The organism is Pedobacter paludis (genome assembly GCF_003173575.1).
In the GTDB taxonomy this organism is placed as follows: domain Bacteria; phylum Bacteroidota; class Bacteroidia; order Sphingobacteriales; family Sphingobacteriaceae; genus Pedobacter; species Pedobacter paludis.
In genome coordinates, this window is the sequence record NZ_QGNY01000008.1 from 1 (window position 1) to 16955 (window position 16955).

At 36.2% G+C, this 16955-nt stretch carries 16 protein-coding genes; 4 read left to right on the top strand and 12 right to left on the bottom strand.

The window, feature by feature from the left end; all coding sequences use genetic code 11:
* Positions 1-489 precede the first annotated feature (489 nt).
* Positions 490-1620: a tyrosine-type recombinase/integrase gene (locus DF947_RS18835; RefSeq protein WP_109931842.1), complete on the bottom strand. Its 1131-nt coding sequence runs from the start codon at positions 1618-1620 to the stop codon at positions 490-492.
* Positions 1621-1784: 164 nt separating this feature from the next.
* Positions 1785-3143 (bottom strand): tRNA uridine-5-carboxymethylaminomethyl(34) synthesis GTPase MnmE, encoded by a 1359-nt coding sequence (mnmE, locus tag DF947_RS18840; protein ID WP_109931844.1) that lies wholly within the window; start codon positions 3141-3143, stop codon positions 1785-1787.
* A gap of 381 nt (positions 3144-3524) precedes the next feature.
* On the opposite strand from mnmE, the gene DF947_RS18845 reads away from it, so the two are divergent.
* Positions 3525-4649 (top strand): AI-2E family transporter, encoded by a 1125-nt coding sequence (locus DF947_RS18845; RefSeq protein WP_109931846.1) that lies wholly within the window; start codon positions 3525-3527, stop codon positions 4647-4649.
* A 253-nt stretch (positions 4650-4902) separates the two neighbouring features.
* Here DF947_RS18845 and trpA read toward each other — a convergent pair whose 3' ends face one another.
* The 4 genes from trpA to trpD form a co-directional block, all read right to left on the bottom strand.
* Complete coding sequence (gene trpA, locus DF947_RS18850) at positions 4903-5670, bottom strand: tryptophan synthase subunit alpha (protein WP_109931849.1); 768 nt, start codon at positions 5668-5670, stop codon at positions 4903-4905.
* Positions 5671-5746: 76 nt separating this feature from the next.
* Positions 5747-6928 (bottom strand): tryptophan synthase subunit beta, encoded by a 1182-nt coding sequence (trpB, locus tag DF947_RS18855; protein ID WP_109932273.1) that lies wholly within the window; start codon positions 6926-6928, stop codon positions 5747-5749.
* Between the two features lie 362 nt (positions 6929-7290).
* Positions 7291-7935 carry a phosphoribosylanthranilate isomerase gene (locus DF947_RS18860; protein ID WP_109931852.1) on the bottom strand — a complete coding sequence of 215 codons (645 nt, stop codon included), beginning with the start codon at positions 7933-7935 and terminating at the stop codon, positions 7291-7293.
* Positions 7932-8918, bottom strand: a complete 987-nt coding sequence (trpD, locus tag DF947_RS18865; protein ID WP_109932275.1) for an anthranilate phosphoribosyltransferase — start codon at positions 8916-8918, stop codon at positions 7932-7934. Before trpD ends, DF947_RS18860 begins: the two co-directional genes overlap by 4 nt.
* A gap of 289 nt (positions 8919-9207) precedes the next feature.
* On the opposite strand from trpD, the gene DF947_RS18870 reads away from it, so the two are divergent.
* Positions 9208-10155, top strand: a complete 948-nt coding sequence (locus DF947_RS18870; protein ID WP_109931854.1) for an ion channel — start codon at positions 9208-9210, stop codon at positions 10153-10155.
* Positions 10156-10348: 193 nt separating this feature from the next.
* Here the strand turns inward: DF947_RS18870 and DF947_RS18875 are convergent, their stop codons facing one another.
* The 6 genes from DF947_RS18875 to recR all read right to left on the bottom strand — a co-directional run bounded on the left by DF947_RS18875 (position 10349) and on the right by recR (position 14498).
* Entirely contained in the window at positions 10349-10606 is a 258-nt protein-coding gene (locus tag DF947_RS18875; protein ID WP_109931856.1) for a Txe/YoeB family addiction module toxin, read from the bottom strand.
* On the bottom strand, positions 10597-10812 hold the full coding sequence (locus tag DF947_RS18880; RefSeq protein WP_109931858.1) for a DUF2683 family protein: 216 nt from the start codon (positions 10810-10812) through the stop codon (positions 10597-10599). The genes DF947_RS18875 and DF947_RS18880 overlap by 10 nt, the downstream gene beginning before the upstream one ends.
* A 94-nt stretch (positions 10813-10906) precedes the next feature.
* Positions 10907-11749, bottom strand: coding sequence for an alpha/beta hydrolase (locus DF947_RS18885; RefSeq protein ID WP_109931860.1), 843 nt, complete (start codon positions 11747-11749; stop codon positions 10907-10909).
* Positions 11750-12267: 518 nt separating this feature from the next.
* Positions 12268-13086 (bottom strand): SDR family oxidoreductase, encoded by an 819-nt coding sequence (locus DF947_RS18890; RefSeq protein WP_109931862.1) that lies wholly within the window; start codon positions 13084-13086, stop codon positions 12268-12270.
* 60 nt (positions 13087-13146) lie between these two features.
* Positions 13147-13884, bottom strand: a complete 738-nt coding sequence (locus DF947_RS18895; protein WP_146202950.1) for a PI-PLC domain-containing protein — start codon at positions 13882-13884, stop codon at positions 13147-13149.
* Positions 13881-14498, bottom strand: coding sequence for a recombination mediator RecR (gene recR / locus DF947_RS18900; RefSeq protein WP_109931866.1), 618 nt, complete (start codon positions 14496-14498; stop codon positions 13881-13883). The genes DF947_RS18895 and recR overlap by 4 nt, the downstream gene beginning before the upstream one ends.
* A 212-nt stretch (positions 14499-14710) precedes the next feature.
* Between recR and DF947_RS18905 the strand changes: the two genes are divergently transcribed.
* Both DF947_RS18905 and DF947_RS18910 read left to right on the top strand, forming a co-directional pair.
* A complete protein-coding gene (locus DF947_RS18905) occupies positions 14711-16219 on the top strand; it encodes a sodium:solute symporter (protein WP_109931868.1) in 1509 nt (502 codons plus the stop codon).
* 17 nt (positions 16220-16236) lie between these two features.
* Positions 16237-16944: an LOG family protein gene (locus DF947_RS18910; RefSeq protein WP_109931870.1), complete on the top strand. Its 708-nt coding sequence runs from the start codon at positions 16237-16239 to the stop codon at positions 16942-16944.
* Positions 16945-16955 lie beyond the last annotated feature (11 nt).

The following is a 16955-nucleotide window of genomic DNA, read 5'->3' on the forward strand; positions in this document are numbered from 1 at the left end:
AGCAGGCTTAAAACGGCTATAAATCAGTCAAGTGCACACTTTTACCGGTATATACTGGCCACTTTAGCTGAAAAGAAAGTGGCCACTTTGAGTAAAAAACGGTGGCCACTTTTTGGATAATCCCCAATAAGAATAAAGAACTGAAAAATTTAACATCTCCAATGAACCATCCCTTAACATATTGTATTCGAGTATTTTTAAGCATAAAATAATCAATCAGTAATATAGGAAATAGCAAAGAAAATATATAAACTCTAGGCCGGTCAACTTTTACAACAAATTTATTTCTGTTATTCATCATAAAGCTTGTATACCAATAAAAACACTTTTTTAAAAATATACATATTAAGCAAGCAAGAATAAGGAGCATGCAAAATAATATTATTTGTAAATAATTATCTGATTCAGATAATTTCGAATAAGGAAGTCCAAATCCCAGAAGAAATGTAAAAATCAGTAAAATTAAAAATAACTTCTTTTTCATCGTTACTAAAATTTAAATTCAGGAATAATATAAGCTGATTCTCTCATTTTCTCGTCAACTATTTTAGCATAAATAGCTGTAGTTTTAATTTCTTTGTGACCAAGCCTTTTTTGCACGGTGTATAAATCTGCTCCGTTTTCAAGCAATAGGACGGCATTTGTATGGCGAGCACTATGAAAAGTGATATGCTTAAATACACCAGCTCTATTACACCATCTAACAATCTCGTTATTATAAACTGCACTATATTTCAAGCCTGTAAATACTCTTTCATTTGGTGTTCTTCTTTCTCCTAATAATTCCCTTGCTTGTTTTGAAATATATAAATATTCTACAGCATCAGTTTTTTCCTGCCTGAAATTAACTCTAAACAAATCATCCCCCTCATCACGCACTTCTGACCATATTAAAGTATTTACATCAGACCAACGAAGTCCTGACAAACAAGAAAAGATAAAAGCCCGTTTTAACACATCATATTTACAATCTGTATCGATTAATGCTTGAAGTTCTTTAAATATTAAATATTCTCTCTGACTTTCAGCCTGCTCAAAAGCTTTTACTTTTGCAGCATAATTAACAGAAACGAAACCATCGTCAAATGCACTCCTTAAACATGCTTTAACTTTGTTAAAGTAACTATACTTGGAGTTTGTTGATAATGGCAAATTACTCTTTGTTCTAGCCTTAACATCAAAATAATAACGTACTTTTTTAACAAAGTCCTCGTCTATTTCATCAAATATCAAATTGGGACTTACACAAATTTTTAGATGATGTAGTGCAGAAGTCCAAACACCATAATTTTTTACAGAGTTCTCTTTCTCATTAGCTTTCTCTTCAAAATATTCTAAAAATTGTTTTTTTGATTTTGTACTACTCTTGATGCCAAATTTTCCTTGAACATGCTCACTCTTTCTAATAGCAAGTATATTTTGGGCTAATTCTAGATTTTCCTTATTCTCTTTTCTTTCAACTATATTTTTTGGGTTTTCATGAAGATAAATTTGTAGGTATTCAAATTCTCTTATGTGATTTCTTTTGCCAACAGTATCTGTTGAAGAACCTTTATAAAACTCAAGATATAGGCTTACCTTATTATTTTTAATTTTTTTTTCTTTTAGAGAAATTTTCATACTCAACTTACTGAAAGGTGTACACCTTGTACATCTCTAAACGTGTAAAGTAGTACAGAAGGTGTAACAAATGTAGTAATATGAGATATTAAAAGAAAATATATTTGTTATAAATAACTGATAATCAAATAAAAGAATAAAAAGTAAAACAAAAGAAATTAGATTTATTTCCCGATACAAAACTTAGTAAAAATATTCTCCAATAAATCATCGGTAGTAACCGTGCCTGTGATTTCGCCGAGATAATGGAGCGCTTGCTTAATGTCCATCGCCAAAAAGTCAGAAGTCACAGGATTATCTACGTTTTCCAGCACCCGTTGTAAGGCATTTTCAGTTTGCTTTAAAGCCTCCACATGGCGAATATTGGTAACCAGGGTTTCGCTGGTATTAATATGATGCAGGTTTACCTGCTCCAGTAAGGTTATCTTCAATTCATCAATACCCACCTTATCCCGGGCAGAGATAAAAACGACTCCTAAAGCGGCAAAGGCACTCCGTTGCTCGGCAGCAAGTAAATCCACTTTATTTAATAAAATTAAGTACGGAATCTCCAGTTTGACCAATCCCCTAACCTGCTCCTCTAGTTCGGCAACGGTTTGCGAAGCATCTGCCATGTAAATAATCAGCTTTGCCTGTTTCATTTTCTCAAGCGTCCGCTCAACCCCTAAAGCTTCAATAATATCGGCCGTATCCCGAATCCCTGCCGTATCAATAAAGCGGAAAACAATGCCACCAATATTCAGTTCATCCTCAATGGTATCTCTGGTGGTACCGGCAATGTCCGAAACAATTGCACGTTCTTCATTTAGCAAAGCATTTAACAAGGTCGATTTACCCACATTCGGTTTACCCGCAATTACAATTGGCACACCGTTTTTAATCACATTGCCAAGCTCGAAAGACGAAATTAAACGCTGTAAAACATAGTTGATTTTAGTAACCAGGTTTCGCAATTGATCCCGATTCGCAAACTCGACATCCTCTTCTGCAAAATCAAGTTCCAGCTCAATCATCGAGGCAAAATGAATCAATTGTTCACGCAAGCCTTTCAGCTCATTGGCAAAACCACCACGCATCTGTTGCATCGCCACATCATGCGAAGCCTTCGAATTCGAAGCAATTAAATCTGCCACCGCCTCTGCCTGACTTAAATCAAAAGCACCATTTAAAAAAGCACGCAAAGTAAATTCTCCAGGTTTGGCCGCTCTTGCACCCTTCGAGATTAATAAATTTATAATCTGCTGGATAATATAGTTAGAACCATGGCAGGAAATCTCAACCACATTTTCCTTGGTATAAGATTTTGGTGCAACGAATAAACCAGCTACTACCTCATCAATTAGCTGATCGCCATCTTTAATCAAACCAAAATGTAGGGTATGTGAAGCCTGCTTTTCTAAATCTTTACCGGCAAAAACATCGTTGGTTAAGCGAATGGCATCAGGGCCAGAAAGGCGGATCACGCCAATAGCACCTGATCCCGGAGGCGTAGATAAAGCAATAATGGTATCTTGAGTATTCATCTTTATGTTCTGAATCGGCAAAAATAAGGCTAAACAATCGGTATATCATGGGCGGGAAGTAATTTTTTCTGTTCATCTCCCTAGCAAAAGATAAAATGTTAAGATAAGTAAAGCAAGGCACAGGCCGTTTCGACTCCATCAGCCCCCAGATTCGCTTTATCCGAGGAGAAAACCGGAGTTGTAGCTCCCTATCGAGTAAAAAAGATTGTTTCTACTAAACCATTGATCTTTTAAATCTGAGTCCCTGATCTGCATCAATCTGCGGAAAAACTTTACTCATCAAATTCCTCTTCCAAATCTGCCAGAACAACAGCCAAAATTGCCTATCTTAAAACATTTCCAATACCACTATGTTTAATTCAGGGAACCCTAAAACTAATTATGAATAATTTTCCATTAACTGTAAAGAGATCTATTGAGCTATTGGGTCTCATGGCACTGGTTGCCGTAATTGTGATCGGCCGAGATATAATTATGCCAATTTTAATGGCATTTTTTATCAGCATTATGCTGCTGCCTGTCTATCGCTTTTTAAAGAAAAAGAAATTTCCAGAAAGTTTATCCATCATCTTGCCAATTATGCTGGTAGCACTGTTTGTGGCTTTAATAGTATGGTTTTTCTCGAACCAAATCGGGATCTTGGTTAAAGATTTTCCACAGATAAAGGCAAACGTAACACAACATATAAACTCGCTTAGTGATTGGATCAGCAGGATAACCCATTATAACGATAAACAGCAAAAAGCTTTTATTCAGGGCAAGAGCGACGATTTAATGAACATGGGCACTTCACTAGCCGGTGGGGCGGCGGTAACGCTTAGCGGGATCTTTGTTTTTATAGGCCTACTGCCCATTTATATTTATTTAATGCTTTTTTATAAAGATATTTTACTGCGCTTCATATTTATGTGGTTTAAGCCAGATCATCATCCAAAAGTTAAAGAAGCCATTTACGAAACAGAATCCATTATTAAAAGTTATCTGATTGGTCTGCTTATTCAAATTACCTACATGACCATCCTGTTAGGGGGCATTCTTATGTTAATTGGAATTAAACACGCTCTACTTATTGGCGTAATTTTCGCCATTTTAAACTTAATTCCTTACGTGGGTGCCTTAATTGGGAACTTAATAGGTGTCTTGCTTACCCTAACTTCTTCGCAAGAATTATGGCCTGTGGTAACCGTTTTAGGGGTTATTGCTTTTGTTCAATTTTTAGACAATAATATTCTGATGCCTAGAATTGTAGGCTCTAAAGTAAAAATCAACGCTTTATTTGCCATCCTCGGAGTCTTCATCGGCGGTAGCGTGGCAGGTGTCTCCGGAATGTTTTTGGCCTTGCCAATTGTTGCCGTATTAAAAATAATTTTCGACCGTACTGAAATGTTTAAACAATGGGGTGCTTTACTTGGTGATGAAAGGCCAGCCAAAAGTCCCATGAGTTTCCCGAGTTTTCGCAAAAAGAAACCAATTCCAGTAAAATCTGGCGTGGAGGGAAAGGAATAGTTCAATGGTTCAATGGTTAATTGGTCATTGGTTAATTGGTTAATTGGTCAATAGTTAAATAGTCAATAGTCATTGGTTATTGGCTCATTGGTTAATTGGTCATTGGTCATTGGTTAATTGGTTATTGTTTATTGTTTATTGTTTATTGTTTATTGGCTCATTGGTAAATGGTTATTATTTATTGGCCGTAATGAAAAAAGCATCGCTGGTTAACCACGATGCTTTTTTTAATAGAAAAATGTTTTGCTTTCCTTTAGTCCTTAAATGCTTTCATAAAATTGCTTACACTTTCTTTTAAATTTCCATCCGCAATGGCTTTTACAAAGGCGGTTCCGATGATTGCACCATTTGCAAAAGAACAGGCTTTATCAAAAGTTTTTCGATCACTAATGCCAAAACCAATCATGGTTGGGTTCTTTAAATGCATATTTTTTATTCGGCTAAAGTAAGTTTCCGTTGTATCGCCAACTTCCAGGTTCTTTCCAGTTGTAGCCGAAGAAGAAAGTAGATAAATAAATCCATTTGTTAATCCATCAATCTTATGGATCCGTTCTTCAGCAGTTTGAGGCGTAATCAAAAACACATTACTTAAATTGTGTTCCTCAAAGCACCCTTTATAAAATTCTTCATACTCAACCATGGGCAAATCAGGAACAATACAACCATCAACGCCCACCTCAGCACAGGCTTTGCAGAAATTCTCTACGCCAAATTGTAAAACAGGATTTACATAACCCATCAACAAAACCGGAATGGTAACGTTCTTGCGCAGGTCTTTCAATTGCTCGAAAAGCAGTTTAAGTGTCATCCCCTGATCTAAGGACTGCTTGCTGCTTGCCTGGATAACCGGTCCATCTGCAACAGGATCTGAATAAGGAAAGCCTATTTCAAGCATGTCGGCACCCGATTGTTCCAAAGCCTCCGCAATTTGAATGGTATCGCCAATGTTAGGATAACCAGCAGTATAATAAATGGATAATATATTTTTCTTCGATTCGAAGAGTTGTTTGATTCTGTTCATATACCCCAACCCCTAAAGGGGCTTTATTAAGTGTGAAAAAATTACCGCAAAAAGTCCCCTTTAGGGGATTTAGGGGTTATAATTTAAAATATTTAATATAAGTGTCTAAATCCTTATCGCCACGGCCAGATAAACAAACGACTACATTTTCGCCTGTTTTAAATTCCATTTTTTCTAGATAGGCCAAAGCGTGTGCACTTTCAATGGCAGGAATAATCCCTTCCAACTGCGTCAACAATAAACCTGCATCCAAGCTTTCCTCATCTGTAATCGAAACGTATTGCCCTCGACCTGTTTTAAACAAGTGTGCGTGTTGCGGACCAATTCCCGGATAATCCAAGCCTGCAGAAACTGAATGGGGTTCAACTACCTGCCCATCTGGCGTTTGCATCAGAATACTTCTACTTCCATGTAAAACACCTTCTTTTCCTAAATACGTAGTCGCTGCAGAAAAACCACTTGATACACCTTTTCCTGCGGCCTCAACAGCCACCAGCTTAACATTTTCATCATCCATAAAATGATAAAACATTCCCATGGCATTGCTTCCACCACCAACGCAGGCCAAAACATAATCTGGCTGATCGCTTCCGGTTTGCGCTAATAATTGCTTTTTGGTTTCTTCGGATATGATCGATTGAAAAATGGCCACCATATCAGGATATGGATGTGGACCAACTACCGAACCGATGATGTAATGGGTATCAACCGGGTTGTTAATCCAATCTCTCATGGCTTCATTGGTTGCATCTTTTAAAGTTTTGCTCCCTGAACTTGCGGGAACAACCTTTGCACCCAACATTTTCATCCGGGCAACATTTGGCGCCTGACGCTCAATATCTACCTCGCCCATGTAAATCACACATTCCAAATTGCGCAGTGCACAAACAGTCGCAGTTGCAACACCGTGCTGACCAGCGCCTGTTTCTGCAATAATTCTTTTTTTGCCAAGCTTTTCGGCCAGTAGGATTTGCCCAATGGTGTTGTTTATCTTGTGTGCACCGGTATGATTTAAATCTTCTCTTTTTAAGAAAATGTTTGCACCATATCTTTCCGAAAGTCTCTTAGCCAAATACAACGGCGAAGGCCTGCCAACATAATCCTTTAACAGTTGATGAAATTCCTTTTGAAAATCTGCATCATTAATAATTTTCAAATAGTTTTGACGCAATTCTTCAACGTTTGGATAAAGCATCTCTGGAATGTATGCCCCACCAAAATCTCCATAATATCCTTTTTCGTTTACTTTGTATTTCATATCTTTTTTATCAAATCCGTCGGTTGAAACCGACAGCAATGAACGCTCAAATCCTTTATTTATACTTTTATTTCTTCGCTTCTTGTTATTCCATCCAATAAAGCCTTAACACTATATCTCCGTTCTACTCTAATCCGGGCTAACAAATTTTTCGGGCTAGCCAGTCCAGGCCAAACCACTAACTTCAATAGAAAAATTTTCAGCCGGGAGTTTTGTTTTTTCACCGGCTTTTATTTTTTATTTGTGTTCAAGCTAGCTTCGCTGGTCTTTTGGGGTCAAAAGAAAAAAGCCCGTCCGGCCAGGACAAACATTATCCAATTCCGCCTACTGCCCTACCAGAGGGTGATCGCAACCCGCTCAAACTAATTGCCTAGCTTCGCTACAAATTCCCTTATCTTCTCCGCATCCTTAACGCCAGGTTCAACTTCAAACCGGCTATTAATATCAAGCGCATATAATCTCGAATCTTCAATTTCTTTTATCAATTGTGCATGTTCCAAATCAATTCCTCCACTTAAGAAATAAGGCTTTTCTAAAGTGTATTTTTCTAAGATCGTCCAATCGAACGTTTTACCCGACCCACCATGTGCTTTTGTTTTAGTATCAAACAAAAAATACTCAACGGATTCTAAATAAGCATCTAAAGCAGAGAAATCAAATGCTTCATCAACGCCGAAAGCCTTAATCACTTCTAAACTACCAAAGGTAGATTTTAAGTCTTTACAATACTCTACCGGTTCATTTCCATGTAACTGAACAGCATTAAGCTTATGTAAGTTTATCTTTTCTTTTACTTTTTCCAAATTCTCATCAACAAAAACCCCAACGGTTTTAATTTGCTCCGGAATGTATTTAATCAGTTCAGCAGAAACATCGTTTATAAATCGAGGAGATTTTTCATAAAAAATAAAACCCAAATAATCGGGTTGAAGTTCAGCAACCTTTGCAATATTTGCAGCGAACTTCATTCCACAAACTTTTAGTTTTAATCCATTCGCGTTGATCATGCCACTAGTTTTTTAAAACTATTTAAAGCTTTTTTACTAATTAAAGATTCTTCGGCTTCATAAAAGCAATCGCCAAAAGTTGCAGTTGGTTTTATGGTTTTGATTGCCAAAGCTGAATTGCACAATACTACGTTATTCTGAACGTCGGTCGCCTCGCCATTTAGCACATCCATAAATATTTTTGCTGATGATTCTACAGTATCGCCACCCTTAATATCGTTTACAGAAACCTTATCAAAACCCATATCGCTTAGAGTTAAAATACTCTCGCCTTTGTTGTTAAAGGTTTTTACATCGCAGGTTAAAGAGATTTCATCATAGCCTTCCAGCGCATGTACAATGGTGTAATTTTTTGTGGTATCCTGATATAAATAATTGTACAAACGTGCCAGTTCCAAGCTAAAAACACCAACCATTTGATATTTTGGCTGTGACGGGTTAACCATTGGCCCTAGCATATTAAAGAAGGTTTTAATGCCTAAATCTTTGCGAATCGGCGCTACAATTTTCATAGCCGGATTAAACAAGGGCGCATGCAAAAAGCAAATCCCGGCTACATCTAAATTCTTTTTTAAAACATCTTGATCATTAGTAAAACGGTAGCCCAAATATTCCATTACATTAGACGACCCACAACCGGAAGAAACCCCGTAATTACCGTGTTTTGCAACCGGATAACCTGCACCCGCAACTACAAAAGAAGAAAGTGTAGAGATGTTAAAGGTATCTTTTCCGTCGCCACCAGTACCACAAAGATCAATCAGTTCATAATTAGAGAAATCGGTTTTCAAAGCCAAATCAAGCATGGCATCACGAAAACCCTGCAATTCATCAACCGTAATGTTGCGCATGGCATATGCGGTAATAAAAGCGGCAATTTGCGAAGAATTAAATTCACCCTGAGTTATGGAAATGAGAATGTTTTTTGCCTCTTCCCTGCTGAAACTCTTATTTTCAAATAAATGGTTTAATATTCTTTTCATGTTGATGTTTTCAAGCCATGGTTCGTGTCTCCACGAATCAATTATCATTTCGTTTCGCCAATACAATAACCGAGACGATAGGTTGTTAAAAAAATGCAATAAAAAAAGGATTGCTTTTTGGGCAATCCTCTTCGTCGTTTATAAAATATTTTAAAATATATAACAATAGAATCTGCCTAACGAATTTCGTTATGCCACCACCAATTGTTATTTAAGTTTTTAATTATCATGTTTGTATACAACAAATATTGATATACTTTTTTAATATTCCAAAATCTTTCTAAAATTTATGGCTTTCTTTAAAAGAAAAGTACAGTTTAATGATGATCTGGGTTTCGGCTCTGCTCCTGTAATTAAAAACCAGCGGGTATTAAATACTGATGGAACACCAAATATAGAGCGAACAGGATTGCCTTGGTTTAAATTTGACGATACCTACACCCGACTCGTTACCATGAGCTGGCCAAGGTTTTTCTTTGTAATCCTAATTGCTTATCTCATTGTAAACACATGTTTCGCCATTGCTTACAATGTTGTTGGTATAGAGAATTTAGATGGTGCAAAAGGTGTAACCCTCCGCGATCAGTTTTTCGATGCTTTCTTTTTCTCGGCCCAAACTATATCTACGGTCGGCTATGGGCATATTTCGCCTCAAGGTTTCATCACCAGTATTCTTGCTGCTTTCGAAAGTATGCTGGGCTTATTGGCTTTTGCCTTAGCTACAGGCTTACTGTATGGCCGTTTTAGTCGTCCAACTTCTAAGGTAACTTTTAGTAAAAAAATGGTAATAGCACCCTACCAAGGCCAAACCGGTTTAATGTGCAGACTGGCTAATCTTCGGAAAAATTCTTTGATTGATGTTGAGGCTCAAATGTTTATGACTTTTAACGAAACCGTTGATGGTAAATTAAAAAGAAGTTTTTATCCTTTGGAATTAGAACGCAGTAAAATAAGTGTTCTTTCTTTAAACTGGACGTTGGTTCATCCGATTACGGAAGATAGCCCGATGTTTGAAAAAACGCTAGACGAACTAAAAGTAGCCGAAGTGGAGATTTTTGTAATTCTGAAAGCGTTTGACGATACTTTTGCTCAAACCATCCACACCAGAACAAGTTACCAAGATGAAGACATTGAGTGGAATGCGAAATTCAAAATCATGCATTATCATAATGAAGAAGGCAAAACGGTTATGGATTTCAGCCTTTTTGATCATACGGAAACAATACGAATTGAATAATTTCTAGAAAGCCGTTGAAGCGATAATCGGTTAAGGCAACCCGATCTCTTGCTAATCCCAAAGAACAATCGTGAACGCTTTCAGTTCCTTTGGTTTTAGATCACTTACGATTGGGTTATTACTATCTTACTTACATGGGTTAGCACACATAAGTTGTTACGAGATTCTATGGAAAGTTTAATTTAAATAAGGCTTAATAATGATATTTTAACTGAACTATAATGATTTTATCATCCATTACTTTATAAACTAAACGATGCTCATCATTAATTCTTCTTGACCAAAATCCAACCCAATTATATTTTAAGGCCTCTGGTTTTCCAATACCAGTGAATGGTGTTTCAATAATCGAATTTATTAATTCAGAAATCTTTTTTTGGATCTGCTTATTGCCTGATTTTTTCCATTCCTCAAGTTGTTTTTTCGCATCAAGGGTAAATTCTATTTCCATAAATCGGCAACACCTATTTTTACGGTCTGGCCTTTTTCAGCTTGCTTAATACTTTTATCAAGCGCTTTTTTATTTGCCACAGATTTACTTAAGTACAAACTATCATTCTCTTCTCCTTTTTTAAAGGCAACATCTAAAGCTTTGAGAATAGCTTTAATAGCTGTTAATTGCTTTCTATCTTTTGGCTGTACAATTAGTGTTTCCATACAAACAAATTTACTGTTTTTTACATTAAATAAAACCAAAATTTATTGGTACTGTTATCAGTAGCCACAAATTGAAAAAGAATTTATCAAAACTCTATTTTTGCAAAGAAACATTAATAAACTCCACAATATCCTTGTACAAATCATTCCCTCCAAATATCATTTGGCTAATCATGGGAACGTGACTTTTACCTTTAACCTCTTTAATATCAACAGGAATGTTATTTGCCTTTAACTTTTCGTACAATCTTGGCGTTTGCAATTTTATGGCACCGTAGGTTTTACTTCCATAAAAAAGCAAATGAGGGTTTTTGATATTATTTACATAATTTAAGGGAGATGCACCTTGCCAAACAGCCGGTTTATCTGTAAATGTTCTGATAAAATCGAAATAGAAGTCATCTTTCTCAGCTGTACTTAAATATTCCTTCATATCCAACCCGAAAGGATCATTTAAGATTACGCCCTTAATTGGATTTTTTATACCTGCATGTTGAAAATATTTGGGATCTGCATTAATTAATTCGGCAAGATGAGCACCAGCCGAATGTCCCATAATAAATATTTTATTAGAACTTGCAGTATAGTTCACAAGATTTTCTTGAACCCACTTAAGGGCTAATGCACAATCATTCCCCATCCTTTCATATTGAACATGGGGTGCCAAAGGATAATTGATGATTACTGTAACAACACCCTTCTTTGCAAAATTTCGCCCCAACCACCAATACGTTGCTTTTTTACCACTGCTCCATGATCCTCCATGAATAAATACGAGTACAGGCTTATCATTTATTCCATCATTTTTATAAAAAACATTCAGGGTATTCGCTTCATCGGTATTACTGGCATAATTAATATTTTTAGCCGTTTTTATCTGCGCAGAAGATATTATGGTTTGAAACAGGAGCATTAGTAAAATTAATTTTTTTAACATATAAAAAAGGTTTATCCCTTCAACAGTAAATTAACGAAATTGTTCCTATTGCGGATGTTTCGGGATTCATAGATCTGTCACATTTGGTTTGTTGAAATGCTTATGGTGCTCCTCGACAGGCTCAGATCAGATAGATATCGGATGACAAGTATTAAAAATCAATAGCGTGAATATCGTAGCGGGACGCTATGACTAGAATCATTATAACCAAAAACAAGTTGACGAGCCAATATGCTTTTCCAACTAACAAGGCCTTACCATCGCATCTTCGTTTAACTTCAATCCGGCCTAACAAATTTTTCGGAATACACAGTCCAAGCCTAAGCAATAACTTGAATAGAAAAATTTTCAGCCGGCAATTTTTGTTTCTTTTTGTTGTCAAAAAGAAAAAAGCCCGTCCGGCTAGGACAAAATAAATATCCGATAACAAATTCTATAAATATCAATGGCATGAATGTCGTAGCGGGACGCTACGACTAGAATCATGTAAACGATACATTTATAAAATCAATCTGATTTTAGGACTTAATCAACGGATTCTTTTCCTTCGCAAACAAATCAAATACCTTTTTATCCACAAAAGCCGGAAACAACTTGTTCATCCATACCGCTAGTTTTCCCTGACCGGTCATTATCAAAGTACGTTTACGTTTTTCAATTCCATCGGCTATAATGCTTGCCACTTCTTCTGATGTCATCATTTTACCTTCTTCCATGCTGGTTTCGCCATGAGCAACACCATCTTTGGCTAAAGCTACAACCCGAATATTTGAGGTGGTAAAGCCTGGGCAGGCAACCAAAACATTTACTCCAGTTTTTAAAAGCTCTGTACGTAAGGATTCCATGAAACCATTCATTGCAAATTTAGATGCGGAATAACCGGTTCTTCCAGGCAAGCCACGGTAACCAGCAATAGACGAAATGCCGACTACCGTTCCCTGCGTTTTTAATATTTCGGGCAAGGCATATTTTGTACAATAAACCGTTCCCCAGAAATTTACATCCATCAAGTTTTTAAGTACAGATAAATCCAGATCGTTAAATAAAGCCCGCATAGATAAACCTGCATTATTCACCAGAATATCTATTTTATTAAAAGAAACCAGGGTTTGTTTAATAATCAACTCACAGTCGGCTTCTTTGCTAACATCTGCCTGAACAGCTACTGCTCTAATGTGATATTTCTTTTCTAAATCGGCTGTGATTTCACAAAGCGTAACATATTGACGTGCAGCCAAAACAAGGTTTGCGCCGCGTTTTGCGAATTCTTCAGCACAAGCTTTTCCAATTCCGCTCGATGCACCGGTAATGATGATAACCTTATCTTTCAAGTTCATTTTTTTTAGCTAGTATCAATAATAGAGAATCAAGTATAAAGGCTTGCTCTTCATAATCTATTATTTGTTTTTAAAATAATTTGTTGCCTCGGCAACCTTATCTGTGTTGATAATATCTGCGCCTAAATCACGCAATAAGTTCCAGCCAGCTTCAGTATCTGGGGCACCCCAAAAGCGAAATGGCTTCCTGATTTTATGAGCATTTACAATTAACGTTTTTAGCTTTGCCTTATCCGATGCTGAAATTTCGCCAATGCCTTTCCATTTTGAATAAGTGGCAAAATTATCGCTAATCATGACTACTTTTTTTAAATCTTCTAAAGAATAGGCATGATTGGGCAATCCATCGAAAGAGACTTCTTTATACTTATGAAAATCACCATCTTTTGGGCGGTTTCCACTAATTACCACTGAAACCTTTGCTCCATTTTTCTCAAAGCCATTTTTATACTTTTTTAAGGCTTTAAGCAAAACTGGGTAAGTTAAATCAAAGCTATCCTTAACATCAATCATAAATTGAAAAGAATAAAATTTATCTGTTTTCGATAGTTCTAGAATTGGTGTTAAATACATTTTATTCAATGTATTTTCAGCTTTAATTTCTTTTCTACTGTGCGATACGATTAATGAGTCGCCTACAAGAAAGATATCTGCTTCAATAGAGAAAGCTTTATTTTCGATCGCATCGAAAAAAGGTTTATAATGTGTATAATCGTTATGTGAATGGATTTTAACCTGCGCATAAAGCGAAAGAGTTAAGAATATTAAAACGCATAAAAACAGAAACTGCCTCATCATTTCATCATAGCATTTTCATATGGCACACGGGTAATGATAGAACGACCAAGTGTAATTTCGTCGGTATACTCTAGCTCTCCACCAAAAGCAATTCCTCGGGCAATAGTCGTAATCGGCACATTAAATTCTTTTAATCTTTTATATAGATAAAAGATTGTGGTATCACCTTCCATGTTTGGGCTCAATGCCAAAATAACCTCCTTAATATCTCCTGTACCAACCCTAGAAACCAACCCATCGATAAATAAATCGGCTGGGCCGATGCCATCCATTGGAGAAATTAATCCGCCTAATACATGATAAACACCAAAGTATTGAGATGTATTTTCGATTGCCATTACGTCTCTGGTATCTTCAACTACACAAATGGTTTCCTTATCTCGCTTATGTGAAGTACAAATTTCGCAAACCGTATAATCAGAAATGTTATTGCAAACGCTGCAGTTTTTAATCTGCTGTTTAAGCTTAATTAAGGTATTTCCAAACTGGTTAACTTCTTCTTGCTCCTTATTTAAAAGATGTAAAACTAATCTCAACGCAGTCTTCTGCCCAACACCTGGTAATTTAGAGAATTCGCTTACTGCATCTTCTAGCAGTTTGGATGAAAAATTCATATTACAAAAATATGCAAAAATGGTTGATAGGAAAAAATAGTTTGATTGTTATATTAATAAATTGCTCCATTGTTTGATTGTTGCATAGTTGTTAAAAATTCAGTTATTTAAAGGGGGCGACTAACAATTTATCAGTCTAGCAATTTAACAACCTTTTAAGCCATTGACTTTAAATCGTAATTTCTTACATTTAGCAGCTTAAAACAAAACTTATGTCGCCAACCATCCTCTTATGTTTTTTAATCGGTTACTTTTTACTACTGATTATCATCTCATTTGCAACATCAAAAAACTCATCCGATAATTCTACTTTTTTTACCGCCAACAAAAACTCTAAATGGTACTTGGTTGCCTTCGGAATGATTGGAACGGCACTATCAGGTGTAACCTTTATTTCTGTTCCCGGTGAAGTTGGTGCGCCGGCAGGAAATCAATTTCAATATTTTCAGTTTGTTTTGGGCAACGCAGTTGGTTTCATCATAATTGCAACGGTTTTACTGCCACTGTACTATAGAATGAATTTAACTTCCATTTATAGTTATATAGAACAGCGCTTAGGCCATTACAGTTACAAAACAGCAGCTTCTATTTTTTTGTTAAGCCGTACTTTAGGCTCAGCAACAAGATTATACTTGGTAGTAATTGTTTTGCAACGCTTTATATTCGATAACTATGGTGTGCCTTTTTGGTTAACCGTTCTTATTTCTTTAGCGCTAATTTGGTCTTACACCTTTAAAGGAGGACTAAAAACCATTATTATAACCGATACCTTACAAACTTTTTTCTTGGTATTGTCTGTTTTTCTTACCATTTATTTTATTTGTAATAGCTTAAATTTCAATATCCCCGAAGCTTTCGAAACGGTAAAAAACAGCAGTTATTCGAAAATATTTTTCTTGAATGATTTTCTAACCAATAAATTTTACATCAGTAAACAGTTTATCGGCGGAATTTTTGTAACCATCGCAATGACAGGTTTAGATCAGGATTTGATGCAAAAAAACCTGAGTATGAAAACCATAAAAGAGGCACAAAAAAACATGTTTACCTTTACAGGTGTATTTGTTATTTTGAACGTTTTCTTTTTGAGTGTTGGCGCACTTTTATACATTTTTGCGTCTAAAAATGGAATAGATATTCCTTTAGACCACATCACCTCGAAGCCTAGAACAGATTTGTTATTTCCTGAAATTGCACTTAATAATTTAGGAGCGCTCCCAGCCATAATATTTATGTTAGGTTTAACCGCAGCTACTTTCGCAACTACAGATTCTGCATTAACAGCGCTCACTACATCTTTCTGCGTTGATTTTTTGGGCATGAATAAGACAGAGAAATTAAATGATACTACAGCTGTTAGAAAAAGACATACCGTACATGTTATGTTTTCCATTTTGATGTTCTTGGTAATCATCGTAATCAATGCGCTTAACAGCTCATCAGTTGTAAGTTTAATTTTTACCATTGCATCTTACACCTACGGACCGCTTTTAGGCCTTTACAGTTTTGGCTTATTTGTAAAAAAACGAGGTTTGCACGATAAATTAGTTCCGATAGTTTGCATATTATCACCTTTTTTATGTTACTTGCTTGCAACGTTCTCCACCACTTTATTGGGCGGTTACATTTTTAGTGTCGAACTGATTTTGATAAATGGTTTGATTACATTTTTAGGTTTATTGTTGATCAGTAAAAAAACAGATCAGCAAACCAGATTTTAATATTAGAATAACAGTATATGACGAGTGAAGAAAAAATTAGAAGTGCCTTTGAGAATAAAGATTGGCAGGAAATAAAAGTTACCGATTCTTGGCAGATTTTTAAAATAATGGCCGAGTTTGTTGATGGTTTTGAGAAACTAGCCAAAATCGGCCCATGTGTTACCATTTATGGTTCGGCCCGTACGGCACAGACAAACAAATATTATCAATTGGCCGAAGAATGCGGAAAGCTTTTAACCGATAGAGGTTATGGCGTTATTACAGGGGGTGGCCCTGGTATTATGGAGGCTGGTAACAAAGGTGCTCATACAAACGGGGGTAAATCTGTTGGTTTAAATATAGAGCTGCCATTTGAGCAGTTTCACAATAAATACATCGATCACAACAAGTTGTTGGAGTTTGATTATTTCTTTGTTCGAAAGGTAATGTTTATGAAATACAGTCAGGGTTTTGTGGTACTGCCAGGCGGTTTTGGAACTATGGATGAACTTTTTGAAGCCTTAACCTTAATTCAAACTGGCAAAATTGCCCGATTCCCTATTGTGCTGGTAGGTAGCGATTATTGGGGCGGGTTAATTGAATGGATTAAAGGAACGATGTTGCAAAAAGAGCATAACATTCACGAAGAAGATTTGAATTTATTCCGTCTTGTAGATACCGCAGAAGAAGCCGCTGAACATATTTTCCGTTTCTATAATAAATATGTGCTAAAACCGAACTTCTAGAATTAGATTAT

Coding starts and splice junctions, on each gene's coding strand:
- DF947_RS18890 (WP_109931862.1), bottom strand. CDS start 13,086: ATGAACTTGAAAGATAAGGTTATCATCATTACCGGTGCATCGAGCGGA.
- DF947_RS18870 (WP_109931854.1), top strand. CDS start 9,208: ATGGCTTTCTTTAAAAGAAAAGTACAGTTTAATGATGATCTGGGTTTC.
- trpD (WP_109932275.1), bottom strand. CDS start 8,918: ATGAAAAGAATATTAAACCATTTATTTGAAAATAAGAGTTTCAGCAGG.
- DF947_RS18905 (WP_109931868.1), top strand. CDS start 14,711: ATGTCGCCAACCATCCTCTTATGTTTTTTAATCGGTTACTTTTTACTA.
- DF947_RS18835 (WP_109931842.1), bottom strand. CDS start 1,620: ATGAAAATTTCTCTAAAAGAAAAAAAAATTAAAAATAATAAGGTAAGC.
- DF947_RS18845 (WP_109931846.1), top strand. CDS start 3,525: ATGAATAATTTTCCATTAACTGTAAAGAGATCTATTGAGCTATTGGGT.
- mnmE (WP_109931844.1), bottom strand. CDS start 3,143: ATGAATACTCAAGATACCATTATTGCTTTATCTACGCCTCCGGGATCA.
- trpA (WP_109931849.1), bottom strand. CDS start 5,670: ATGAACAGAATCAAACAACTCTTCGAATCGAAGAAAAATATATTATCC.
- DF947_RS18860 (WP_109931852.1), bottom strand. CDS start 7,935: ATGATCAACGCGAATGGATTAAAACTAAAAGTTTGTGGAATGAAGTTC.
- DF947_RS18895 (WP_146202950.1), bottom strand. CDS start 13,884: ATGATGAGGCAGTTTCTGTTTTTATGCGTTTTAATATTCTTAACTCTT.
- recR (WP_109931866.1), bottom strand. CDS start 14,498: ATGAATTTTTCATCCAAACTGCTAGAAGATGCAGTAAGCGAATTCTCT.
- DF947_RS18910 (WP_109931870.1), top strand. CDS start 16,237: ATGACGAGTGAAGAAAAAATTAGAAGTGCCTTTGAGAATAAAGATTGG.
- trpB (WP_109932273.1), bottom strand. CDS start 6,928: ATGAAATACAAAGTAAACGAAAAAGGATATTATGGAGATTTTGGTGGG.
- DF947_RS18880 (WP_109931858.1), bottom strand. CDS start 10,812: ATGGAAACACTAATTGTACAGCCAAAAGATAGAAAGCAATTAACAGCT.
- DF947_RS18875 (WP_109931856.1), bottom strand. CDS start 10,606: ATGGAAATAGAATTTACCCTTGATGCGAAAAAACAACTTGAGGAATGG.
- DF947_RS18885 (WP_109931860.1), bottom strand. CDS start 11,749: ATGTTAAAAAAATTAATTTTACTAATGCTCCTGTTTCAAACCATAATA.